The organism is Acinetobacter sp. RW6, from assembly GCF_041956835.1.
Lineage (GTDB): Bacteria > Pseudomonadota > Gammaproteobacteria > Pseudomonadales > Moraxellaceae > Acinetobacter > Acinetobacter calcoaceticus.
In genome coordinates this window covers 1,922,372-1,942,230 of sequence record NZ_CP167121.1, presented here as the reverse complement: position 1 = coordinate 1,942,230, position 19,859 = coordinate 1,922,372, and the positions used below count along the sequence as shown (strand labels likewise).

The 19,859-nt window shown below is 39.7% G+C and carries 17 protein-coding genes; 7 read left to right on the top strand and 10 right to left on the bottom strand.

Going from position 1 to position 19,859, the window contains the following annotated elements; translation table 11 throughout:
- The first annotated feature begins 22 nt into the window (after positions 1 to 22).
- Complete coding sequence (locus ACB088_RS09195) at positions 23 to 667, top strand: glutathione S-transferase family protein (protein ID WP_375038724.1); 645 nt, start codon at positions 23 to 25, stop codon at positions 665 to 667.
- 162 nt (positions 668 to 829) lie between these two features.
- Here ACB088_RS09195 and pobR read toward each other — a convergent pair whose 3' ends face one another.
- Positions 830 to 1,645 carry an IclR family transcriptional regulator PobR gene (gene pobR, locus ACB088_RS09190; protein WP_375038723.1) on the bottom strand — a complete coding sequence of 272 codons (816 nt, stop codon included), beginning with the start codon at positions 1,643 to 1,645 and terminating at the stop codon, positions 830 to 832.
- 141 nt (positions 1,646 to 1,786) lie between these two features.
- Between pobR and pobA the strand changes: the two genes are divergently transcribed.
- Positions 1,787 to 3,001: a 4-hydroxybenzoate 3-monooxygenase gene (pobA, locus tag ACB088_RS09185; RefSeq protein ID WP_375038722.1), complete on the top strand. Its 1,215-nt coding sequence runs from the start codon at positions 1,787 to 1,789 to the stop codon at positions 2,999 to 3,001.
- 219 nt (positions 3,002 to 3,220) lie between these two features.
- On the opposite strand, the gene ACB088_RS09180 is transcribed toward pobA, so the two are convergent.
- Complete coding sequence (locus ACB088_RS09180; protein ID WP_375038721.1) at positions 3,221 to 4,471, bottom strand: MFS transporter; 1,251 nt, start codon at positions 4,469 to 4,471, stop codon at positions 3,221 to 3,223.
- Positions 4,472 to 4,531: 60 nt separating this feature from the next.
- Positions 4,532 to 5,683, bottom strand: a complete 1,152-nt coding sequence (locus ACB088_RS09175; RefSeq protein WP_375038720.1) for an acyl-CoA dehydrogenase family protein — start codon at positions 5,681 to 5,683, stop codon at positions 4,532 to 4,534.
- Positions 5,684 to 6,014: 331 nt separating this feature from the next.
- Between ACB088_RS09175 and ACB088_RS09170 the strand changes: the two genes are divergently transcribed.
- Positions 6,015 to 7,232: a CaiB/BaiF CoA-transferase family protein gene (locus ACB088_RS09170; protein ID WP_199991152.1), complete on the top strand. Its 1,218-nt coding sequence runs from the start codon at positions 6,015 to 6,017 to the stop codon at positions 7,230 to 7,232.
- 187 nt (positions 7,233 to 7,419) lie between these two features.
- Positions 7,420 to 8,265 carry an IclR family transcriptional regulator gene (locus ACB088_RS09165; protein WP_017389939.1) on the top strand — a complete coding sequence of 282 codons (846 nt, stop codon included), beginning with the start codon at positions 7,420 to 7,422 and terminating at the stop codon, positions 8,263 to 8,265.
- 71 nt (positions 8,266 to 8,336) lie between these two features.
- Here ACB088_RS09165 and ACB088_RS09160 read toward each other — a convergent pair whose 3' ends face one another.
- Positions 8,337 to 9,146 (bottom strand): enoyl-CoA hydratase, encoded by an 810-nt coding sequence (locus ACB088_RS09160; protein ID WP_375038719.1) that lies wholly within the window; start codon positions 9,144 to 9,146, stop codon positions 8,337 to 8,339.
- A gap of 286 nt (positions 9,147 to 9,432) precedes the next feature.
- Here ACB088_RS09160 and ACB088_RS09155 point away from each other — a divergent pair, with 286 nt between their 5' ends.
- Positions 9,433 to 10,404, top strand: coding sequence for a nitronate monooxygenase family protein (locus ACB088_RS09155; protein ID WP_004642382.1), 972 nt, complete (start codon positions 9,433 to 9,435; stop codon positions 10,402 to 10,404).
- Positions 10,405 to 10,476: 72 nt separating this feature from the next.
- Here ACB088_RS09155 and ACB088_RS09150 read toward each other — a convergent pair whose 3' ends face one another.
- The 6 genes from ACB088_RS09150 to ACB088_RS09125 all read right to left on the bottom strand — a co-directional run bounded on the left by ACB088_RS09150 (position 10,477) and on the right by ACB088_RS09125 (position 17,047).
- Positions 10,477 to 11,649 carry an MFS transporter gene (locus ACB088_RS09150; RefSeq protein WP_375038718.1) on the bottom strand — a complete coding sequence of 391 codons (1,173 nt, stop codon included), beginning with the start codon at positions 11,647 to 11,649 and terminating at the stop codon, positions 10,477 to 10,479.
- A 64-nt stretch (positions 11,650 to 11,713) separates the two neighbouring features.
- Positions 11,714 to 12,556 carry an IclR family transcriptional regulator gene (locus tag ACB088_RS09145; protein ID WP_003651129.1) on the bottom strand — a complete coding sequence of 281 codons (843 nt, stop codon included), beginning with the start codon at positions 12,554 to 12,556 and terminating at the stop codon, positions 11,714 to 11,716.
- 107 nt (positions 12,557 to 12,663) lie between these two features.
- Positions 12,664 to 13,869 carry a 3-oxoadipyl-CoA thiolase gene (locus ACB088_RS09140; protein WP_375038717.1) on the bottom strand — a complete coding sequence of 402 codons (1,206 nt, stop codon included), beginning with the start codon at positions 13,867 to 13,869 and terminating at the stop codon, positions 12,664 to 12,666.
- A 13-nt stretch (positions 13,870 to 13,882) separates the two neighbouring features.
- Positions 13,883 to 15,406 carry a 3-hydroxyacyl-CoA dehydrogenase gene (locus ACB088_RS09135; RefSeq protein WP_375038716.1) on the bottom strand — a complete coding sequence of 508 codons (1,524 nt, stop codon included), beginning with the start codon at positions 15,404 to 15,406 and terminating at the stop codon, positions 13,883 to 13,885.
- Between the two features lie 61 nt (positions 15,407 to 15,467).
- The gene (locus tag ACB088_RS09130) at positions 15,468 to 16,229 is read right to left on the bottom strand and encodes an SDR family oxidoreductase (protein WP_375038715.1); all 762 of its coding nucleotides are present in this window, start codon (positions 16,227 to 16,229) and stop codon (positions 15,468 to 15,470) included.
- A 29-nt stretch (positions 16,230 to 16,258) separates the two neighbouring features.
- Positions 16,259 to 17,047, bottom strand: a complete 789-nt coding sequence (locus tag ACB088_RS09125; protein ID WP_375038714.1) for an enoyl-CoA hydratase — start codon at positions 17,045 to 17,047, stop codon at positions 16,259 to 16,261.
- A 311-nt stretch (positions 17,048 to 17,358) separates the two neighbouring features.
- On the opposite strand from ACB088_RS09125, the gene ACB088_RS09120 reads away from it, so the two are divergent.
- Both ACB088_RS09120 and ACB088_RS09115 read left to right on the top strand, forming a co-directional pair.
- Positions 17,359 to 18,513, top strand: coding sequence for an acyl-CoA dehydrogenase family protein (locus ACB088_RS09120; protein WP_375038713.1), 1,155 nt, complete (start codon positions 17,359 to 17,361; stop codon positions 18,511 to 18,513).
- A 58-nt stretch (positions 18,514 to 18,571) separates the two neighbouring features.
- On the top strand, positions 18,572 to 19,855 hold the full coding sequence (locus ACB088_RS09115; protein ID WP_375038711.1) for an MFS transporter: 1,284 nt from the start codon (positions 18,572 to 18,574) through the stop codon (positions 19,853 to 19,855).
- Positions 19,856 to 19,859: the final 4 nt, after the last annotated feature.

Here is a 19,859-nt window from a genome sequence, read left to right as displayed (position 1 = left end):
TCTAGTTTAAAAGAGAAAATTAATGTCTATTATTCTTCATCATTTAAATGCTTCACGCTCATTTCGCATTCTGTGGTTACTTGAAGAAATTAATCAACCTTATGAATTAAAAAGTTATTTTCGAGATAAAACTACAAATCTCGCACCTCAAGAATTAAAAAACATTCATCCTTTAGGAAAATCACCTGTGATTGAGCTCGATGGAAAAGTAATTGCTGAATCAGGTGCCATTGTAGAAATTTTGATTGAAAAGTTTGCTCCTCAACTTATGCCCGCGAAAGATTCAGACAGTTATGTTGATTATTTACAATGGATTCATTTTTCAGAAAGTTCGGCTATGGTTCCATATTTATTAAATATTTTTAATTCGGTTGAGTTAAAAAATGGCACTCAATTAAAGTTCTTGGATCAATATGCGCATGCTGAGTTGGATAAAGTATTCTCATATTTAGATCAACAATTAGTAGGCAAAAAATTCTTAGTAGACAATTGCTTAACGGGTGCAGATTTTATGATTGGTTTTGTAGTCTATGGACTAATTAATTCTTTAAATATTCGATCAAAATATCTTAATATTGAACAATATGTAAAAAGTCTAGAAAACTTAGAAAGCTGGAAAAAAGCCATGTCTATTGAACAAAATCTTCCTCACCGAATCAATGTCTAAAATTGCTGTTAGTAATTTTTTCAATATTGTTTAGCTGCTCAATTGGCTTGTATTCGTTCTTTCATTAGTTCTGGCAGACCAGCGAGTTAAAGAATTCGCCCTTTAAAATCATGAGCTGAAACTCTTGTACCTCTAATTGATGACAAGAGTTTCTATGTCTATTTAAATCACATTTCTGAGTTCATTTGCCGTGTTGCGCAGTAATGGCAAAATTTGCTGAACCAAATAATCTTCCTGTACACGGTTGGTTTGAGACATACAGTTAAGCGCTGCCACCGCTTGACCTTGTGCATTAAAAACAGGCACTGCAATCGCAATCACACCAAGCTCATGTTCTTCTTTAGAAAGACAATAATCCGATAATGAAATGCCCTTAAGCACTTCAAAAAACTTTGACTCATCTACAAGGGTAAAAGGGGTTAAACGCTTTAAACCATAAGTTTTTACCCATGTGTGCTGAGCTTCTTCAGGCAGTGCTGCAAGTAAAACTTTACCTGTAGACGTGGCATGGGCAGGCAGTCGGTTCCCTAAATGCATGCCATAAGGGCTCACACGTAAATTATCTTGCTGCGGTAAATAGCTACGGGCAATCGGCACGACTTCGTTATCGTCCAGCACCACAATCGAAAAAGTAAGAGATGTTTGCGCACACAAAAGATTTAAAAATGATTGAGCAACTTTGGGTAGGTGAGCAGAGCTTAAATAAGAACTTGAAAAGCGCAGTACACGATGAGTGAGCCAAAAGTAATGTTCATCTGTTTCTAAATAGCCTAAGTATTTTAAAGTTTTAAGATAACGCCTTGCCGCCGTGCGGCTAATACCGGTTCGCTCGGCCACTTGAGTCACATTGAGCCGTTGCCGATCTGTTCCAAAAGCTTCCAGTAAAGCTAAGCCTTTTGCTAACCCTGCAATGTAGTCTTCTTGACGAATTTTCTCATGCGAGTTCGGGTGTTCTAAAAAAGCATCGAGAGAAGGCATCCTTTCATTCCTGTTATTTGGGGTGTTTCTGTCCGCTATTCGGACAAACTAAATGATAAACGGTTATTTTCGTCTTGGATACATAGTGCACAAAACTTAAAGCCAGTACTTTAAAAGTCAGGATGAAACAAGGATGAAGTTATGGATATTTTAAAGACACAGGTTGCAATTATTGGTTCTGGGCCAGCAGGGTTATTGCTTGGGCAACTTCTATATAAAGTTGGGATCGATCATATTATTGTTGAGCAACGCAGTGCTGAATATGTGGCTTCACGGATTCGTGCAGGAATTTTAGAGCAAGTTTCGGTCGACTTACTTAAACAAGCAGGCGTTGACCAAAACTTGAAAGACAAAGGATTACCGCATTCAGGCATTGAAATCTTAACCAATGGTGTAAAACATCGGGTTGATTTGGCGGCACTAACAGGTGGAAAACAAGTGACCGTATATGGTCAAACCGAAGTGACTAAAGACCTGATGACTGCGCGTGAAGCAGAGAAACTGACTTCATTTTATGAAGCTCAAAATGTGCAGGTTAAAGATTTCTACACTGCGCCCAAAGTTGAGTTTGAGTACCAAGGTAAAGCTTTTCAAATTGAGTGTGACTTCATTGCAGGGTGTGATGGCTACCATGGCGTCTGCCGTGCCAGCGTGCCTGAAGATAAAATTAAAACCTTTGAAAAAGTTTATCCGTTTGGCTGGTTAGGTGTGTTGGCAGATGTTCCACCTGTAGCCGATGAATTGATTTATGTACAGTCAGAACGTGGCTTTGCTTTATGTAGTATGCGTTCAGAAACGCGTAGCCGTTATTATTTACAAGTCCCTTTAACCGATCACGTAGAAGACTGGTCGGATGAAAAGTTTTGGGATGAGTTAAAAAACCGCCTAGATCCTGAAAGCCGTGAAAAGCTAGTAACTGGGGCCTCTATTGAAAAAAGTATCGCGCCGTTACGTAGCTTTGTGACCGAGCCAATGCGCTTCGGAAAACTATTTTTAGCAGGTGATGCTGCGCATATTGTTCCACCAACAGGAGCAAAAGGCCTAAATCTCGCGGCTTCCGATATTGCTTATTTATCAAGTGCGCTTATTGAATATTATGTCGAAGGTTCTGAACAGGGTATTGATGAATATTCTGAAAAATGCCTACAACGCGTATGGAAAGCAGAGCGTTTTTCTTGGTGGATGACTCATTTATTACATCGCTTTGAAACTGAAAGTGAGTTTGATCATAAGATTAAACAAGCAGAGTTAAGTTATGTACTTGGGTCGATTGCAGGTAGAACGACATTGGCTGAAAACTATGTCGGTTTACCGTATGAAATTAAGCAAATTGATAGTTTTAAGCACGCAAGTTGATTTTCTAGGTAATGAGGGAACCTGCTTTTTAAGCTTAGCTCCCTTGGGAACTAAGCTTACCTAAAAAATTAAAATGAAGAGTAGATAAACTCTACATGTTTGGAAATAAGGAGCAACCTTGCGGAGTAGATTCCTTATTTCCTGCTAACGATTTAAAACACATGTTTAGATCGTTAGAACCATCACCATATAGGCACATGACCTATGTGATAGATCTCTTTACGACTTTTGTGGGTCGTATAATTTTTCTTTAATGAATAGAGCGGGGATCACGCCACAAATCAGGTAGGCAGCTCCCATTACGACAAAACCTAAACCAATAGAACCACCAGACGCTAAGAAGCCAATTGTGGCAGGTGCAAGGGCTGCTCCAAGACGACCAACATTATAAGCGCCGCCAATTGCCGTACCGCGAATAGCTGTCGCAAAACTTTCAGTCATATAGGTCGCATTTACGCCGTAAGGAATACCGTATAGGAAACCGAAGGTCACCAGTAAATATAGAATGTTGCTTGGCGAGTTATAAAAAACAATAAGTGGTAAGAAAATAGCAGTACCAATGGCACCAAAGGCATAGGTAAAACGACGACCTAGTTTGTCTGCCATCATGCCGGCAAGGACTTTACCTAAAATCATGGCGGTATAAGTACCGACCATATAGGCAGTCATTTCCTTAAACTTCATACCCAATTCACTTTCTAGGTAAGAAGGCATCCAGTTATTTACGCCATAGTAGCCGAACTGTAAGAAACCTGCGGTTAATGCCCAAAGGATAAACATATTACGGTTCTGTTTATCTTGGAAAATAAGTTTAAATGCCGATGTTTTCGGAGTGTTTTGCGCTGTAACAGGTTGTTGAAGTCGAGACTTTTGCCATGCTTCTGGTTCTGGTACAAAAATATGCATTAAAACGGCAATAATGACCGGAATAATCGCAACGTAAAACAGCATGCGCCAGCCATGATCTGGAATAATCCAACCTGCAAGTAATGTTGCAACAATATATCCAACCGTCCAACCCGCTTGTAAAGTTCCGAGTACGGTTGTGCGGTAACGTGTCGGAACATATTCTGCCATCAAGGTATTACAGGCAATGTAGAGCGAGCCAAGTCCAAGTGATGCAAAAAACCTTAAAATACCGAATTGAAGAAAGCTCTGAGTAAAACCTAAGCCACAGGTGAGAAGTGAGAAAATTAAAATAGAAATAACAACAATGCGGACGCGACCAAACTTATCACATGCCCAACCGCCAAAAATTCCACCAACAGCCATACCTGCTAAAGTAAAACTACCGAGCATACCGGCTTGTACCGAACTTAATCCGAAATCTGCCTTAATACTGTTTAAGCTATAAGACAGCAGCATTAGATCTGCACCATCAACCAATAGCGCTAGAAATGCAAAAATAAATGCAATTTTCCACGTATGTGGTTGTATACGTGAAAGACCTTCTTTGTAATTTATAGCCATAATCCATTACCTACATTTGATTGAAAGCACTTCAAGTCGTTTGAAAGTGCTCAAAGTTGATTAAGACGCAGCGCGAATCATGTTTCGGGCAATAATCATTTGTTGAATTTGGGTAGTTCCTTCATAGAGACGGAACAAGCGAACATCTCGATAAAAACGTTCAATCGCATATTCACTGATGTAGCCTGCGCCGCCATGAATTTGTACGCAGCGATCAGCGACACGGCCACACATTTCGGTTGCAAACATTTTTGCGCAGGAAGCTTCGGTGCTGACGTTCTGTCCCGCATCACGTAGGCGTGCAGCGTCTAAAACCATGCATCGGGCTGCATAAATCTCGGCTTTTGAATCGGCAAGCATGGCTTGAATGAGTTGAAATTCGGCAATCGGTTGTCCAAATTGCTTACGTTCGATGGCGTACTTTAAAGAATCGTCTAGCATTCTTGTCGCGGCTCCAACACTTAACGCAGCGATATGCAAGCGGCCTTTATCAAGTACTTTCATGGCAGTTTTAAAGCCAACGCCTTCAACTCCACCAATGAGTGCTGAAGCAGGAATACGACAATTTTCAAAAATCACATCACAAGTGTGAGCGCCTTTTTGCCCCATTTTTTTATCGCGTTTGCCAAGAGAAATACCCTGTGTTTGGCTGTCGACAATAAAAGCAGAAATACCACCTGCACCCTTAATATCAGAACTTGTGCGTGCCATGACTGTAAATACGCCAGCATGAGGGGCATTGGTAATAAATCGTTTGGTGCCATTTAGAATGTAAAAATCACCATCTTTTACTGCACTCGTCTTTAAAGATGCAGCATCAGAACCCGCATCTGGTTCAGTTAAGCAAAAAGAACTGATTACTTCACCGCGAGCTAAACGTGGTAAGAAAAATGATTTTTGAGTTTCAGTACCGTCAATAATGAGACCACTTGAACCAATGCCATTATTGGTACCAATAAGCGAACGAAAAGCAGGAGAGGTCCGTCCTAATTCAAAAGCAACATAGACTTCTTCTTCCATCGTAAGTCCAAGGCCTTCGTACTCTTCAGGAATGGTTAAACCAAATAAGCCTAGTGCTTTCATTTGCTCAACGATATCTTGAGGAATTTCATCCGTTTCAGCGACTTCATTCTCATGAGGAATTAATACACCTTCAACAAATTGTCGAATCATATCAACAAGTTGATTTAAGGTTTCCTGATCTCGAATCATAGTCTCATCCTTTTACTACATGCTAAGAACATCAATGTGATGTTCGTAAAATCATCAATATTTGAAGCGATAGTAATCAAAGGATGGATGCAAAACAATATATTTTGAAAATTAATTTCGCAATGCGATATGTTGTTGTTGATTTATAATAAGCTAATTTATTGATTTATTTAAGCTATATTTTCTTATAAAAAATCATCATTTTTAGTGGAAAATTAAAGTTTGATTTTTAAAATGAGGTGTGTATATTAAAAATATATATCGCTATGCGAAATTTTAAGTGGATAAGTTTTCCTATAGGAAATGAGTCACCAGATAGAATGGGATGAAGATGGGTGCTTTAAATGGAATTCGGGTGCTTGACTTAAGTCGGGTATTGGCTGGGCCTTGGTGTGGACAGACGCTGGCCGATTTAGGTGCAGAGGTCATCAAAATTGAAAGACCCAAAGTAGGTGACGATACCCGTTCTTGGGGACCACCTTGGATGAAAGATGACTCTGGTCTTGATACTCAAGAAGCGGCTTATTATCAGTCTACAAACCGCAATAAACTATCAGTTGCCATCGATATTGCCAGCCCTGATGGTCAAGAATTGATTAAAGCTTTAATTCAAGACACAGATGTGGTGATTGAGAACTATAAAGCGGGTTCTTTGAAAAAATATGGCCTAGATTACGAGTCTTTATCTGCAATTAACCCCAAATTGGTTTATTGCTCAATTACAGGTTTTGGTCAAAATGGCCCAAGAGCTGAAGAACCTGGTTATGACTTTATTATTCAGGGAATGGGCGGACTCATGTCGGTCACGGGTGAACGCGATGATTTACCGGGTGGGGGACCACAAAAAGTAGGGGTGGCTTTTTCCGATTTAGCGACTGGGCTTTATTCTACAATTGCCATACAAGCTGCTTTACTCAACCGCCATGTAACAGGTTTAGGTCAATACATTGATATGGCCTTGCTTGATGTCCAAATTGCGACCATGGCAAATCAGGGAATGAATTATCTTTCATCGGGTAATATCCCTAAGCGTTATGGCAATGCACATGCCAATATTGTGCCTTATCAGGTATTTAAAGCTGCTGATCGTGATTTTATTATCGCGTGTGGAAATGACACCCAGTTTATTCAGCTCTGTAGAAGTATTGGCTTACCCGATTTACCCAATGATGCGCGTTTTGCCCGAAATGCAGACCGAATTAAACATCGTAGTGAAATTATCGAAATTTTATCAAACCATTTCTTAACTAAAACGGCAGATGAATGGGTAGATGTGATTTATGCTGCTAAAGTTCCGGTAGGTGTAATCAATAACTTGGAACAAGCTTTTCAAGAGCCACAAGTCATTGCCCGAGAAATGTTGGTCGAGATGAATCACCCGCAACGTGAAAAACTGAAGGTCATTGGTTCACCAATCAAACTTTCAAGAACACCTGTTGAGTACAAAACAGCTCCTCCTTTATTGGGTGAACATACGCAAGTGGTTTTAGGTCGAATCGTTTCTCTGGAAAAATTAGATGAGCTTAAGAAAAAAGGCGTGATTGCTTAAGCTGGCCTGAAAGCGAAGGGTTAAAATTATTTTTAAAATTAGAAAATAAAATATTTAGCCTTTCGCTTGAATGGTTTAAATCAAGTTATATTTTAGATGCAGACTCGGACGTTTGCTTTTTTGCTATTTATAGAAAAAATAGATTATAATTTTCGCAGTGCGAAACAAAATGTGGATTGGTATAGATATGAATGATGCAGTAGATGCAGAGCAAACAGAAAAATTATTAGCACCTTTAAGACATGAATTATTACATCCGATTCAAGACATGCAGGATGAAAATGATCGCCAATTTATTACTGCATTAGCCCGTGGTTTAGAGCTATTGCGTTGTTTTACCCCCAAACATCAGCATTTAGGAAACCAAGAACTCGCACAAATGACGGGTTTACCTAAGCCAACCATTACTCGTCTAACGCACACTTTGTCTCGTTTGGGTTATATCAAACAAGTACCAAATTCGAGCAAATTTCAACTTTCAGTTGGGGTTCTTGCCTTTGGTTATTCGATGCTTTCTAACGTGTCGATTCGTTCTATTGCTCATCCATATATGAAAAATCTGGCAGACTATGCTGGCGCGGCGGTCGCAATGGCAACACGTGATCGACTCAATATGATTTACCTTGATGTAGTACAAGGTAAAGGCAATATGACCATGCGCCGTCAGGTCGGAACTTATTTACCGATTCATTTAAGTTCGATGGGACGTGCGTGTTTGGCAGCAATGCCTGAAGACGAAAGAGAGTTTTTGCTTGATGCGATTCGTACCAAGCATAAAGAAGACTGGATCAAAATTAATCGTGATTTAGACAAAGCTTTTAAAGACTACCAAGATTTTGGATATTGTTTTTCAATTGGCGAATGGCATAAAGATGTGAACTCAGTTGCAGTTCCACTGATTCATGAACAACATGGTTTGCTGGTGTTCAACTGTGGCGGTCCAAGCTTTATTATGAACCGAGAAAAACTTGAAGAAGATATTGCACCACGTCTCTTACATATGGTGAATAACATTCGTACTGAGATTAGTTAATTGTACTGAATTAAGAAATTAAAAAAGGCCAGCAAAGATATTGATTGCTGGCCTTTTTCATAAGTTGTATTTCAAATGACGTGCTTATGAAAATTCGGTTTTCTTTTTTCTTTGAAGGCGCTTAGGGCTTCTTTAAACTCGGAACCCTGTAAACAATGCGAGAAAATAGTCGACTCATGATCAATACGATTTAATAGATCATCAATAGGCATATCTCTTAGCAACTTTTTACTCAGTTGTAATGCTTGGCTTGGTTTGTGAGCTAATTTGATTGCCATATCTTGAACAAATTGATCAAGCTCGTTTGCTTCAAATATTTCATTCACTAAACCATAATTTTTTGCTTGGCCTGCCGAGAATTTTTCACCGAGTAAAATAATTTCAGAAGCCCGAGCAAAGCCCAATAATCTTGGCAAGATATAACTTGAACCTGCTTCAGGCACAAGTCCGAGATTCACAAAAGGAAACTGAAAAATAGAGTTTTGACTTGCATATACGAGGTCACAATGTAAAAGCATGGTGCTGCCAATGCCAATTGCCACACCATTTACTTTAGCAATAATCGGCTTTGGAAACGTTGCTAAGCTTTTTAGAAACACAATCGAAGAGGGTGGTTCGGTACTGGTTGTATTACGCGTTTCGAATGCATTTACATCATTGCCACTGGTAAATGCAGACCCTTCGCCTGTGAGTATAACAACATGAACTTCTTGATTGATTGCTGCCTCATCTAATGCCTGACTGAGTGCAGAATACATTTCATAATTAATCGCATTCTTTTTGGTGGGATTGCTCATCGTTAGTGTGAGTATATTTTTATATAAATGTTGCTTAATCACACCTACTGTCAATTTATTTTGACTCTTATCATCCTGCTGCATCATTTATTCCTTTTGTTTAACTATTTGAAAAATATTTGCTTTATGGTTGATTCAAACCAAATATTCTTAGACAGATTTGAAATTAAAACTTTAAATTAATAAGATAATCCTATCGAAAATAAATTCCGTTATCAATTAATTTGTTTTATATTGTGGTATATAATTTTGTATTGTGAAATTTTAAACTTTATAGGTTTAAATTGTTTACAGGATTTATTGGTAATAAAGTACCTAGACATGCTAAGGAAATCAGAAGCTAGGTATATAAAAAGTGAGTGGAAATAAGATGAAGACCAAAATTACAGAATTATTTGAAATCGAGCACCCGATTATTCAAGGCGGTATGCATTACGTCGGTTTTGCGGAGCTTGCTGCTGCGGTTTCAAATGCAGGTGGATTAGGCATTATTACTGGCCTGACTCAAAGAACACCGGAAAATTTAGCAAAAGAAATTGCACGCTGTCGAGAAATGACTGATAAACCTTTTGGCGTAAATTTAACTTTCTTGCCTACCGTAAATACACCAGATTATCCGGGTTTTGTAGAAGCAATTATTAAGGGCGGAGTCAAGGTTGTAGAAACAGCGGGTCGTAATCCTGAACAGGTCATGCCTTATTTAAAAGCTGCTGGAATTAAAGTTATTCATAAATGTACCTCTGTTCGACATAGCCTAAAAGCCCAGCAAATTGGATGCGATGCAGTTTCTGTAGATGGTTTTGAGTGTGGTGGGCACCCTGGTGAAGATGATGTACCGAATATGATTCTATTGCCTTTAGCAGCTGATGCATTAGAAATTCCATTTGTTGCTTCAGGCGGGATGGCGGATGGACGTTCACTCGCGGCAGCTTTAGCCATGGGGGCAGATGGAATTAATATGGGAACACGGTTTATTGCAACTCAAGAAGCTCCAGTACATGCAAATGTGAAACAGGCAATTCTTAATGCAACTGAAAGAGATACCCGTTTAATTATGCGAGCTTTACGCAACACCGAGCGCGTGCTGAATAATGTGGCCGTTGAAAAAATTGTAGCGAAAGAAAAAGCGCTTGGCGACAACATTAAATTTGAAGATATTATTGAAGAGGTTGCAGGGGTTTATCCTAAAGTCATGATAGATGGCGATGTAAATGCCGGAGCATGGTCATGTGGGTTAGTTGCAAGTTTAATTCATGATATTCCGACCTGTGATGAATTGGTCAGCCGTATTGTAAAAGACGCAGAAGATATTATTCGTGGACGTTTATTAGGGCTTTTATAAAATCTAACTTTAGCTCATAACGTTTATTACGAAATTATTGAAAGTTATTCGTTTAAGATCAGCACAAGCTTACTAGTTGTGCTGATCTTTTGCATCGGCGATACAATAATAAAGACACAATACGGCAAAAATTAAGCCTAAAATACAGACACCCGTCCAACCAAAATGTTTCCAAGCATAGCTTCCAGCTGTGGTGCCTAAAGCTCCACCTGCAAAATAACCCGTCATATAAATCGCATTAAAACGCGAACGTAATTCTTGATTGAGCTTAAATACAATACTTTGATTGGTGACATGAACTGCGGAAAGTGAGGCGTATAGAATGAGTAAGGCAATAATATAAAAGATGAAATGGTAGGGTAAAAGTGAAAAAAGAATCCAGCTTAGAATAAGTCCCACGCCGCAATAAATTGAAATTTTGTGGATATACCCTTGGTCAATAAATTTGCCTGAAAAATTGGCAACGAAAGTTCCTAAAATACCAACAAAACCAAAAAGACCAATCGTAAAGTCGCTAAAAAAATAGGGAGCGGGAGCCAAAAGTAATGACATGGTAGTAAAAGTTAAGCTCACGCAAGCAAATGTAAAACCACCAATATAAGTTCTAGTCCTTAAACGTCGATTTTGAATAAAAATCTGCGGAAGCGAGCGGATGGTTTTTGCATAGTTTTCAGATTTAGTGGGTGGGAATAATCCAATACTACGGTGCAAAATAATGGCGATAACCAATAATAAAAAGCCACTGACCAGATAAATCACATTCCATGCAAAGAGCGTAGACATTAAACCTGATAGGGAGCGAGCGAGTAAAACCCCCATCATGAGACCACTCAGTAAAAAACCAACAACACGACCACTTTGTTGAATGGGAACCAGACTTGCAGCAAGAGGTAATAGAAGCTGGGCTGAACTGGAAAATAGACCGGTAATGATTGTACCTAGTAAGAGCAGATAAATATTGTGTGAAAAACCACTAATAATTAATCCACTTGCAGCCAGCAACATAAAGATGAAGAGCAGTTTACGCTTTTCTAAAATGTCTCCTAGTGGCATTAAAAAGAGTAAGCCACAAGCATAGGTAATTTGGGCTAAAGTAGGCACCCATGCGGTGGTGGTTTCGGTTAAATTTAAGCTCAAACTAATCGAATGAATAAGTGGTTGGCTAAAATAATTTCCGCCTGTACAGATGCCTGCTGCAATAGCCATTAAAATAATGGTTGGGGTATAGAGTGCGTTTTTCATCATGCCTATTGTCATAATGAAAGAGGAACTTTAACCATCACAACCATTACTTTTCTAAGTACGGTTGTCAGTGCGTTTCATTCAAAGCATCTTGAATATTGTGCACCATATGGATTAAACGTGGTCCAATTTCACCTTCAAGTTTTTCCGGATTTAAATGGAAACTTGGCGCACCACAGTTAAAGACATAAAGGCCGTGTTTAGAGCTGACTAAAGGTACAGCAACCGAGTTCACTTCTTTATGCCATTCACCTAAAGACAAACAATATCCGTAATCTTGATAATCTCGGAAAGCTCGTTCTAAAGAGCGTTTGATGGCAGGCCAGTTTTCAGCGTTCTTTTGTTTAAGCGCATCAAGTAAAAAATTACGTTCACGTTCAGGAGTCGCCGCTAAGCATGCTCTTCCCATTGAACTACTATGAAGTGGCAAAGTTGAGCCAATTGGACGGCGCATATTTAATGCAGTTTCAATTTGTACCACATCGATATACACCATATTGAGTCGGTCACGTGTTGCCATTGCCACAGGCGCTTGCACATATTGACTCATTTCTTCCATATATTGATGAGCAATAGTACGGATAGAAATATTCGACAATGCTGCATATCCTAAAGATAAGACACCAATGTCTAGGGTATATTTGGTCGAATTAGGCAATTGTTTTAAATAACCTAATGACACAAGGGTATTGGTAATACGTGCAATAGTCGGTTTAGGTAAACCTGTCATTTTTGCGAGTTCTTGATTTCCAAGTACCTGATTATTTGCAGAAAAGCAGCGTAAAAGTTCTAAGCCACGCGCTAAGGAAGCGATAAATTGAGGGTTGTTTTCCCGATGAATATGTGAAATAGGATCTAGGCGTATCTCATCAAAATTTATTGGTTGTTCAGTTTTTGAATTCTGAGACATTCGATCCTCAAATATAATAAAGCAAAGTTTTGCTATTATATTTCGCTCTGCAAAATAAATCCATTCATCACTGTGCTGTTGTGATGAATGGATATCTGGTTTGGTAATTATGAAACGTTTTCAATCACCATAGCGAGGCCTTGACCCACACCAATACATAGGCTTACGACAGCATATTTCTTTTTACGACGAATGAGTTCGCGTGCCACAGTTAAAGCAAGACGGGCACCAGAAGCACCAAGTGGATGACCAATAGCAATCGCACCGCCATTTGGATTTACGCGAGAGTCATTAAAATCAACATTTAAGCCTTTTAAGCAAGACAACACTTGTGAGGCAAAAGCTTCATTAATTTCAATAATATCCATGTCATCTAAAGTCAGCCCTGCACGTGCAACTGCCTTTTTAATGGCTTCAATAGGGCCGGCCCCCATAATACGGGGTTCAATACCAGCTGCTGCTGCTGACAATATTTTTGCCATAGGCTTTAAGCCATATTTTTGACCTGCAGCTTCTGAACCAATCAAGAGTGCCGCAGCGCCGTCATTAATGCCTGAAGCATTCCCAGCAGTCACTACACCACCTTCAAACAATGGTTTTAATTTTGTAAGTGCTTCAACAGTCGAGCTTGGGCGAGGGTGTTCATCTTCAGAAACCAGTTTCGGTGGTAGCTTTTTGCCTTGGAAAACCTCAATTGGGGTGATTTCACCCGTAAAGAAACCTTCTTCTTTGGCTTTTTGATATTTGGTTTGTGACTGAGCCGCAAATAAATCGGCTTGCTCGCGTGTAATACCAAAGTCGGCAGCAACATTATCACCCGTTTCAGGCATTGAGTGACCACCGTACTGGGCAATAATTTTTTTATTCGGAAAACGAGAGCCAATCGTGGTGTCATAAATTTTAGCATCACGGCTATAAGCACTTTCCGCTTTTCCCATCACAAAGGGTGCACGTGACATACTCTCTACGCCACCTGCAATATATAACTCACCTTCACCACAAGTAATGGCACGCGCAGAGTCAATCACTGCACCTAAACCACTGGCACATAGACGGTTTACAGTTTGGCCCGGTACAGTGACAGGTAAACCTGCAAGTAAAAGCGCGTTTCTCGCAACATTACGGCTATCTTCACCTGCTTGGTTGGTATCACCTAAAATTACATCTTCAATATCAGCACCCGGAACACCAGTTTTTTCAAGTAACTTTTGAATAACCGTTGCAGCTAAATCATCTGGACGAATTGAGGCAAGTTCACCTGCATGGCGACCAATTGGGCTACGTAAACCATCATAAATATAAGCATTTAACATGAGAAATTCCTTTTCAAGACTCGTGAGTAAAAGTAAGAGGTAAATGAAGTGCGACGCGACGCTGTAACCACGGGCTAGGGCGATAACGTGGGTCATGCGTAAGTGCTGTTATACGGTTGAGAATGAGTAAGATTTTTTGACTACCTACTTGGTCGCCCCACTCAATTGGGCCAAATGGGTAGCCTAAACCAAGACGCACTGCCGCATTAATATCATCTACTGTTGCAATATCTTGCTGGGCAATATCACAGCCTAAATTAATGACCATGGCTAAAACACGCTGAGCAACGAACCCGATACTTTCAGCAATCATGCTGACCGTATTTCCATCTAAATTGAAAATAGAGTGAGCTGCCTGACGGTAGTCAGCTTTGGTGACAAGTGAAGGCATTAATGTGCAATGCTTTGCAATGCCATATAACATGTCTATAGCAACCGCTTGCTCAGGATTAACACCTAGGCGTATAGCTGCTTGAGTTGTGTCTTCGCCGTAACAAGCGAGTAAACATAAACTGTCTGATTGCGGTGCAGAGCCAGTATCTAAGGCAATATTTTGCTGAGTTAAATAATCTTCAAGCTGTGTTTTATCTTCAGAGAAATCTGCTGCTACCCAAACTTTTGGATATTGCGCTAAACGGTCTACAAACTTGGCGGGTTGTTCACCTGTTTTTGAACCAGTTTCATAATTATAAAAACCTTGATTAACCTTGCGTCCGAGTTGTTTAGCCTCCAACATTTGTTTGGTTAACGGGTTAGGTTTGTAGCGTGCTTCTTCATAGTATTGATGGTAAATCGACTCCATGACAGGATGAGAAACGTCAAGCCCCGTTAAATCCATTAGCTCGAAAGGTCCCATTCTAAAACCAACACCGTCACGTAAAATTCGGTCAATTTCACTAATGTCGCAGACATTTTCATTTAAAATTTTTAAAGCTTCAGTTCCGTAAGCTCGTCCAGCATGATTAATAATAAATCCTGGTGTGTCTTTAGCAACCACAGGGCGGTGGCCGAATGCACGAGACAAGCTATTTAAAGCGTCGATAATAAGTGGATCGGTTTTTAAACCTCGAATGACCTCAACAACCTTCATGAGTGGAACAGGGTTAAAGAAATGGTAGCCCACCACACGTTCAGGTTTTTTACAGTTTGCAGCAATTGCCGTGATAGAAAGAGAAGATGTGTTGGAAGCTAAAATTGTATTTTCTGAAACAACCTCTTCAAGTTGTTGCATCAAACTTTGTTTGATATCCAGACGTTCAACAATGGCTTCAATAATCAGGTCGCAATCTTTTAAATCTTCAATTTGGTGCGCAACAATTAAATGACTATTTGCAGTTGCGGCTTGTTCAGGCGTAATTTTATTTTTGTCGACTAACTTTTGAAATGTAGCAACAAGTTTTTCTTTGGCCTGTTCTGCTGCACCAGCCTTGGCATCATATAAATAAGTGGTATGTCCTGATTGTGCAGCAATTTGAGCAATACCGCTGCCCATAATACCTACACCAATCACAGCCATGCTTTTAATATCATAAGTCATGTCGATCATCCTGATTATTGATCTGTATTTGAAATTAAGCGGATAAATAAGGGTTGGTGAGTTAGCTTAAGCATTGTTTATCACCATCAATTGGTAAGATCTGGCCTGAAATAGAACGCCCACTATCTGAGGCTAAAAATAGGCATAAATCTGCGATATGTTTCGGATTTACAAAATATTTGAGTGACTGATTTTTAAGTGCATTTTGTGTGACTTGTTCAAGTGAGCTATGGGCTACATCGGCGCGGGCCTGTAAAACGCGCTGGACACGGTCACCGTCAACAGCACCTGGAAGAATAGCGTTAACTCGAATATTATCTGCACCGAGTTCCATAGAAAGCGTTTTGGTAAAACCAATGAGACCCCATTTAGAGGTGGAATATGCCAAACGATATGGATAGCCTAAGCGTCCTGCAATTGATGACATATTAATAATGACACCCGCATCTGATTGCTTTAACAAGGGAATCGCTAATTGAGTAATTAAAAAAGTGCTATTCAGATTCAAATTAATAACCGTATTCCAGTCATCAAAACTTAGCTCATCTGCTGCAACAGTCGGGCCTGAAATGCCTGTGTTGTTCACTAAAACATCAATATAGCCAAGTTTTTTGATCGCTTCGGCAAACATCAGCTTAATTTGCTCAGGCTCTGCTAAATCACATGCATATATATGCAGCTTTGGAAAATCTTTCTGAAACTGTTCTAGACTTTGAGCATTGATATCACAAACGAAAACTTCATCATCATTGTTTAAAAATGCTTCAGCAATGCAGCGTCCAATCCCTGAACCACCTGCACTAATAAATACTTTTTTAGCCATTTCCATTCCTTTGTTCTTATTGATTTAAATTATTTGCCTTGATAAGACGGTTTGCGTTTTTCAATAAAAGCTTGCACACCTTCATTTTTATCTTCGGTAGAGAACAGCAGTTGGAAGGCTTTTCGCTCTAGGGTTAAGCCAGCATTTAATGGAACATCTTCACTCATGAGTGCAACTTCTTTAATTTGTTGCAAGGCGATAGGAGGCATTTTTGCTAGGCTTTGTGCCATTTGAATAGCGGTGGGAATAGTTTGGTCGTCTTCCGTGACTTGTGAAACAAGCCCAATGATATAAGCTTCTTCAGCCTTCACCATGGCACCTGTCATAATCATGCGCATAGCATGAAATTTACCGACTGCACGAAACAAACGCTGTGTGCCACCAGCACCTGGCATTAAACCAACTTTAATTTCTGGCTGTCCAAAAACTGCACTTTTACCGGCAATAATAATGTCGGCATGCATTGCCAATTCACAGCCGCCACCCAGCGCATAGCCATTTACAGCTGCAACCACTGGTTTAGGGCACTGGGCAATTGCGTTCCAATAACGTTCAGTGTGACGTAATAGCATTTCTGTTGAAGTTGCTGTTGCCATTTCTTTTAAATCTGCACCTGCAGCAAAAACTTCATCGCCACCTGTGAGTACAACGGCATTGATGTCATCGTTAAAACTTAATTCGGAAAAAATTTGTGCTAATTGCTTACGAACTTCACCGTTTAAGGCATTTTTAGCTTCTGGGCGGTTAATTTTTACAATCGCTATTTTTTGAATGGTGTAATCAACATCTACGAAATTATTCCCTATTTCTTTGCTCATTTTTGCACTCCTTGTTTCGCATATCAAAACTATATTCCTTTTATGATGCTTATTTTGGAATTTATTTCAAGTCTTATTTACTCTAATAGAGCAATTGTGATCCCTTAAAGAACCTAAGTGATTGATATTGTGTATTGGTATGTTTTTAAATTTCGTTAAACGAAATTAATTTTCAAAAAAGCTTGAAATTTGTGTTTTCGTTCTCGTACTATGAAACAAATCCGCAGTAAACAAGATTTAAAACATGGTAGCTAGACAAGCTGGAATTGGCTGATGGGTACGATGAAAATACATAAGAAGGGAGATCACAGATGATCCGTGATGAAGGGATGTTGGAGCAATTACTTTCAACAATTCGAGATTTTGTAAAAAATGAATTGATCCCTCGTGAAAACGAAGTGGTAGAGAAAGATAAAATTCCGGATGACATTGTGCAGCAAATGCGTGAGCTTGGTTTGTTTGGACTCACAATTCCAGAAGAATATGGTGGCTTAGGCATCACCATGGAAGAAGAAGTTAGAGTTGCATTTGAACTTGGGCAAACCTCACCAGCTTTCCGTTCTTTAATTGGTACCAATAACGGAATTGGCTCAAGTGCAATTTTGATTGATGGAACAGAAGAGCAAAAACAAAAATATTTACCACGTTATGCAAGTGGCGAAATTATTGGTTCATTTTGTTTAACTGAACCTGAGTCAGGATCGGATGCTGCATCTTTAAAGACCAGTGCAGTAAAAGATGATGATTTTTACGTTTTAAATGGTACTAAGCGTTTTATTACCAATGCGCCCCATGCTGCAACTTTCACCGTAATGGCACGAACTAATCCTGAAATTAAAGGGTCGGGCGGTATTTCAGCTTTTTTAGTAGAAGCGAACACACCGGGCATTACTTTGGGAAAAATTGACCAAAAAATGGGGCAAAAAGGATCGCACACGTGTGATGTCATTTTTGAAAACTGCCGTGTACCTGCGTCTGCCCTGATTGGTGGTGTAGAAGGTGTTGGTTTTAAAACAGCCATGAAAGTGCTTGATAAAGGGCGTTTGCACATTGGTGCATATAGCGTGGGTGTTTCTGAGCGGATGTTAAATGATGCTCTTCACTATGCAATTGAGCGCAAACAGTTCGGTCAACCTATTGCGAACTTCCAGCTTATTCAAGCCATGCTCGCCGACTCAAAAGCCGAGATTTACGCTGCTAAATGTATGGTTCTAGATGCAGCTCGCCGCCGTGACAATGGCGAAAACATTAGCACAGAAGCTTCTTGCGCAAAAATGTTTGCGACTGAAATGTGTGGTCGAGTAGCAGATCGCTGCGTACAAATTCACGGTGGGGCAGGTTATATCAGCGAATATGCCATCGAACGTTTTTACCGTGATGTGCGTTTGTTCCGTTTATATGAAGGAACTACGCAAGTTCAACAAATTATTATTGCCAAAAACATGATTAGGGAAGCTACAGCCTAATAAAAAATCAAATGCCATGAGGCATTGGATGCCTCATGTTCCTTCTGAGGATATGGACATGACAACAGAAACAATTACGCAAAATACGGCTAGCAGTGAAGCTATTCAAACACCAAAAAAGATTTGGATTACAGCATTTATATTCGCTTTTTTAACATTGTTATGTGATGGGGCCGATTTAGGTTTTTTGGCATTGAGCCTTACTAGTCTTAAAGCAGAGTTTCATTTAACGGGTGTGCAGGCAGGTACTTTAGGAAGTTTAACACTTTTAGGTTCCGCAATTGGCGGGCTGATTGGTGGTTGGGCATGTGACCGTTTTGGACGGGTTCGCATTATTGTGTTTTTTATTGCTTATTCTTCAGTTTTAACCTGTGCGCTTGGCTTTACTGATTCTTATATGCAGTTTGCCATTGTACGTGTCTTTGGTTCGATGGGGCTGGGTGCATTATATATTGCCTGTAATATTTTAATGTCAGAAATGGTTCCGACTAAACATCGTACCACGGTATTGGCAACCTTGATGACGGGTTATACCTTAGGATCATTACTTGCGACCTTGTTAGCAGGTCATATTATTCCTGAACATGGTTGGCGTTTCCTGTACTGGATTGCAATTACCCCTGTGGTGTTGTCGATTTTGATGCACTTTTGTGTACCTGAACCTGAATCATGGAAAAAAGCTCGTCAATTAAAAGCTTTAGAAGTGGCTCAAAGTTCTCACCCTAAAAAACGTCAGAATCCTTATCTTGAAATTTTAAAAGATAAAAAACATGGCACCATGTTTGTTCTTTGGATTATTAGTACAGGCGCTTTACAGTTTGGTTATTACGGCGTAAGTAACTGGTTACCAGCTTATTTAGAGTCCGATCTAGGCATCAAGTTTAAAGAAATGGCGATGTATATGGTCGGTACCTTCCTGATCATGATGTTTGCCAAAGTGATTGCAGGCATTGTTGCGGATAAATTGGGTCGCCGTGCTGTATTCGCTTTTGGAACCATTGGTACAGCCTTATTTATTCCTGTCATTGTCTATTTAAATACACCCACTAATATTTTATGGATGATGCTGTTCTTCGGTTTCTTGTACGGTATTCCATATGCCATTAATGCCACCTATATGACTGAAAGCTTCCCGACTTCGATTCGTGGTTCTGCAGTTGGTGGTGCCTATAATATTGGTAAGGTTCTGTCGATTTTCTCTCCACTTACAATTGGTTATCTGTCTCAAAGTGGTTCTATTGGCTTAGGGCTCTTGGTGATGGCTGCTGCGTACTTTATCTGTGGCGTGATTCCATTGTTATTTATTAAAGACCGATTATTTAACCCGCAAAAGGCAGAGTGACAGA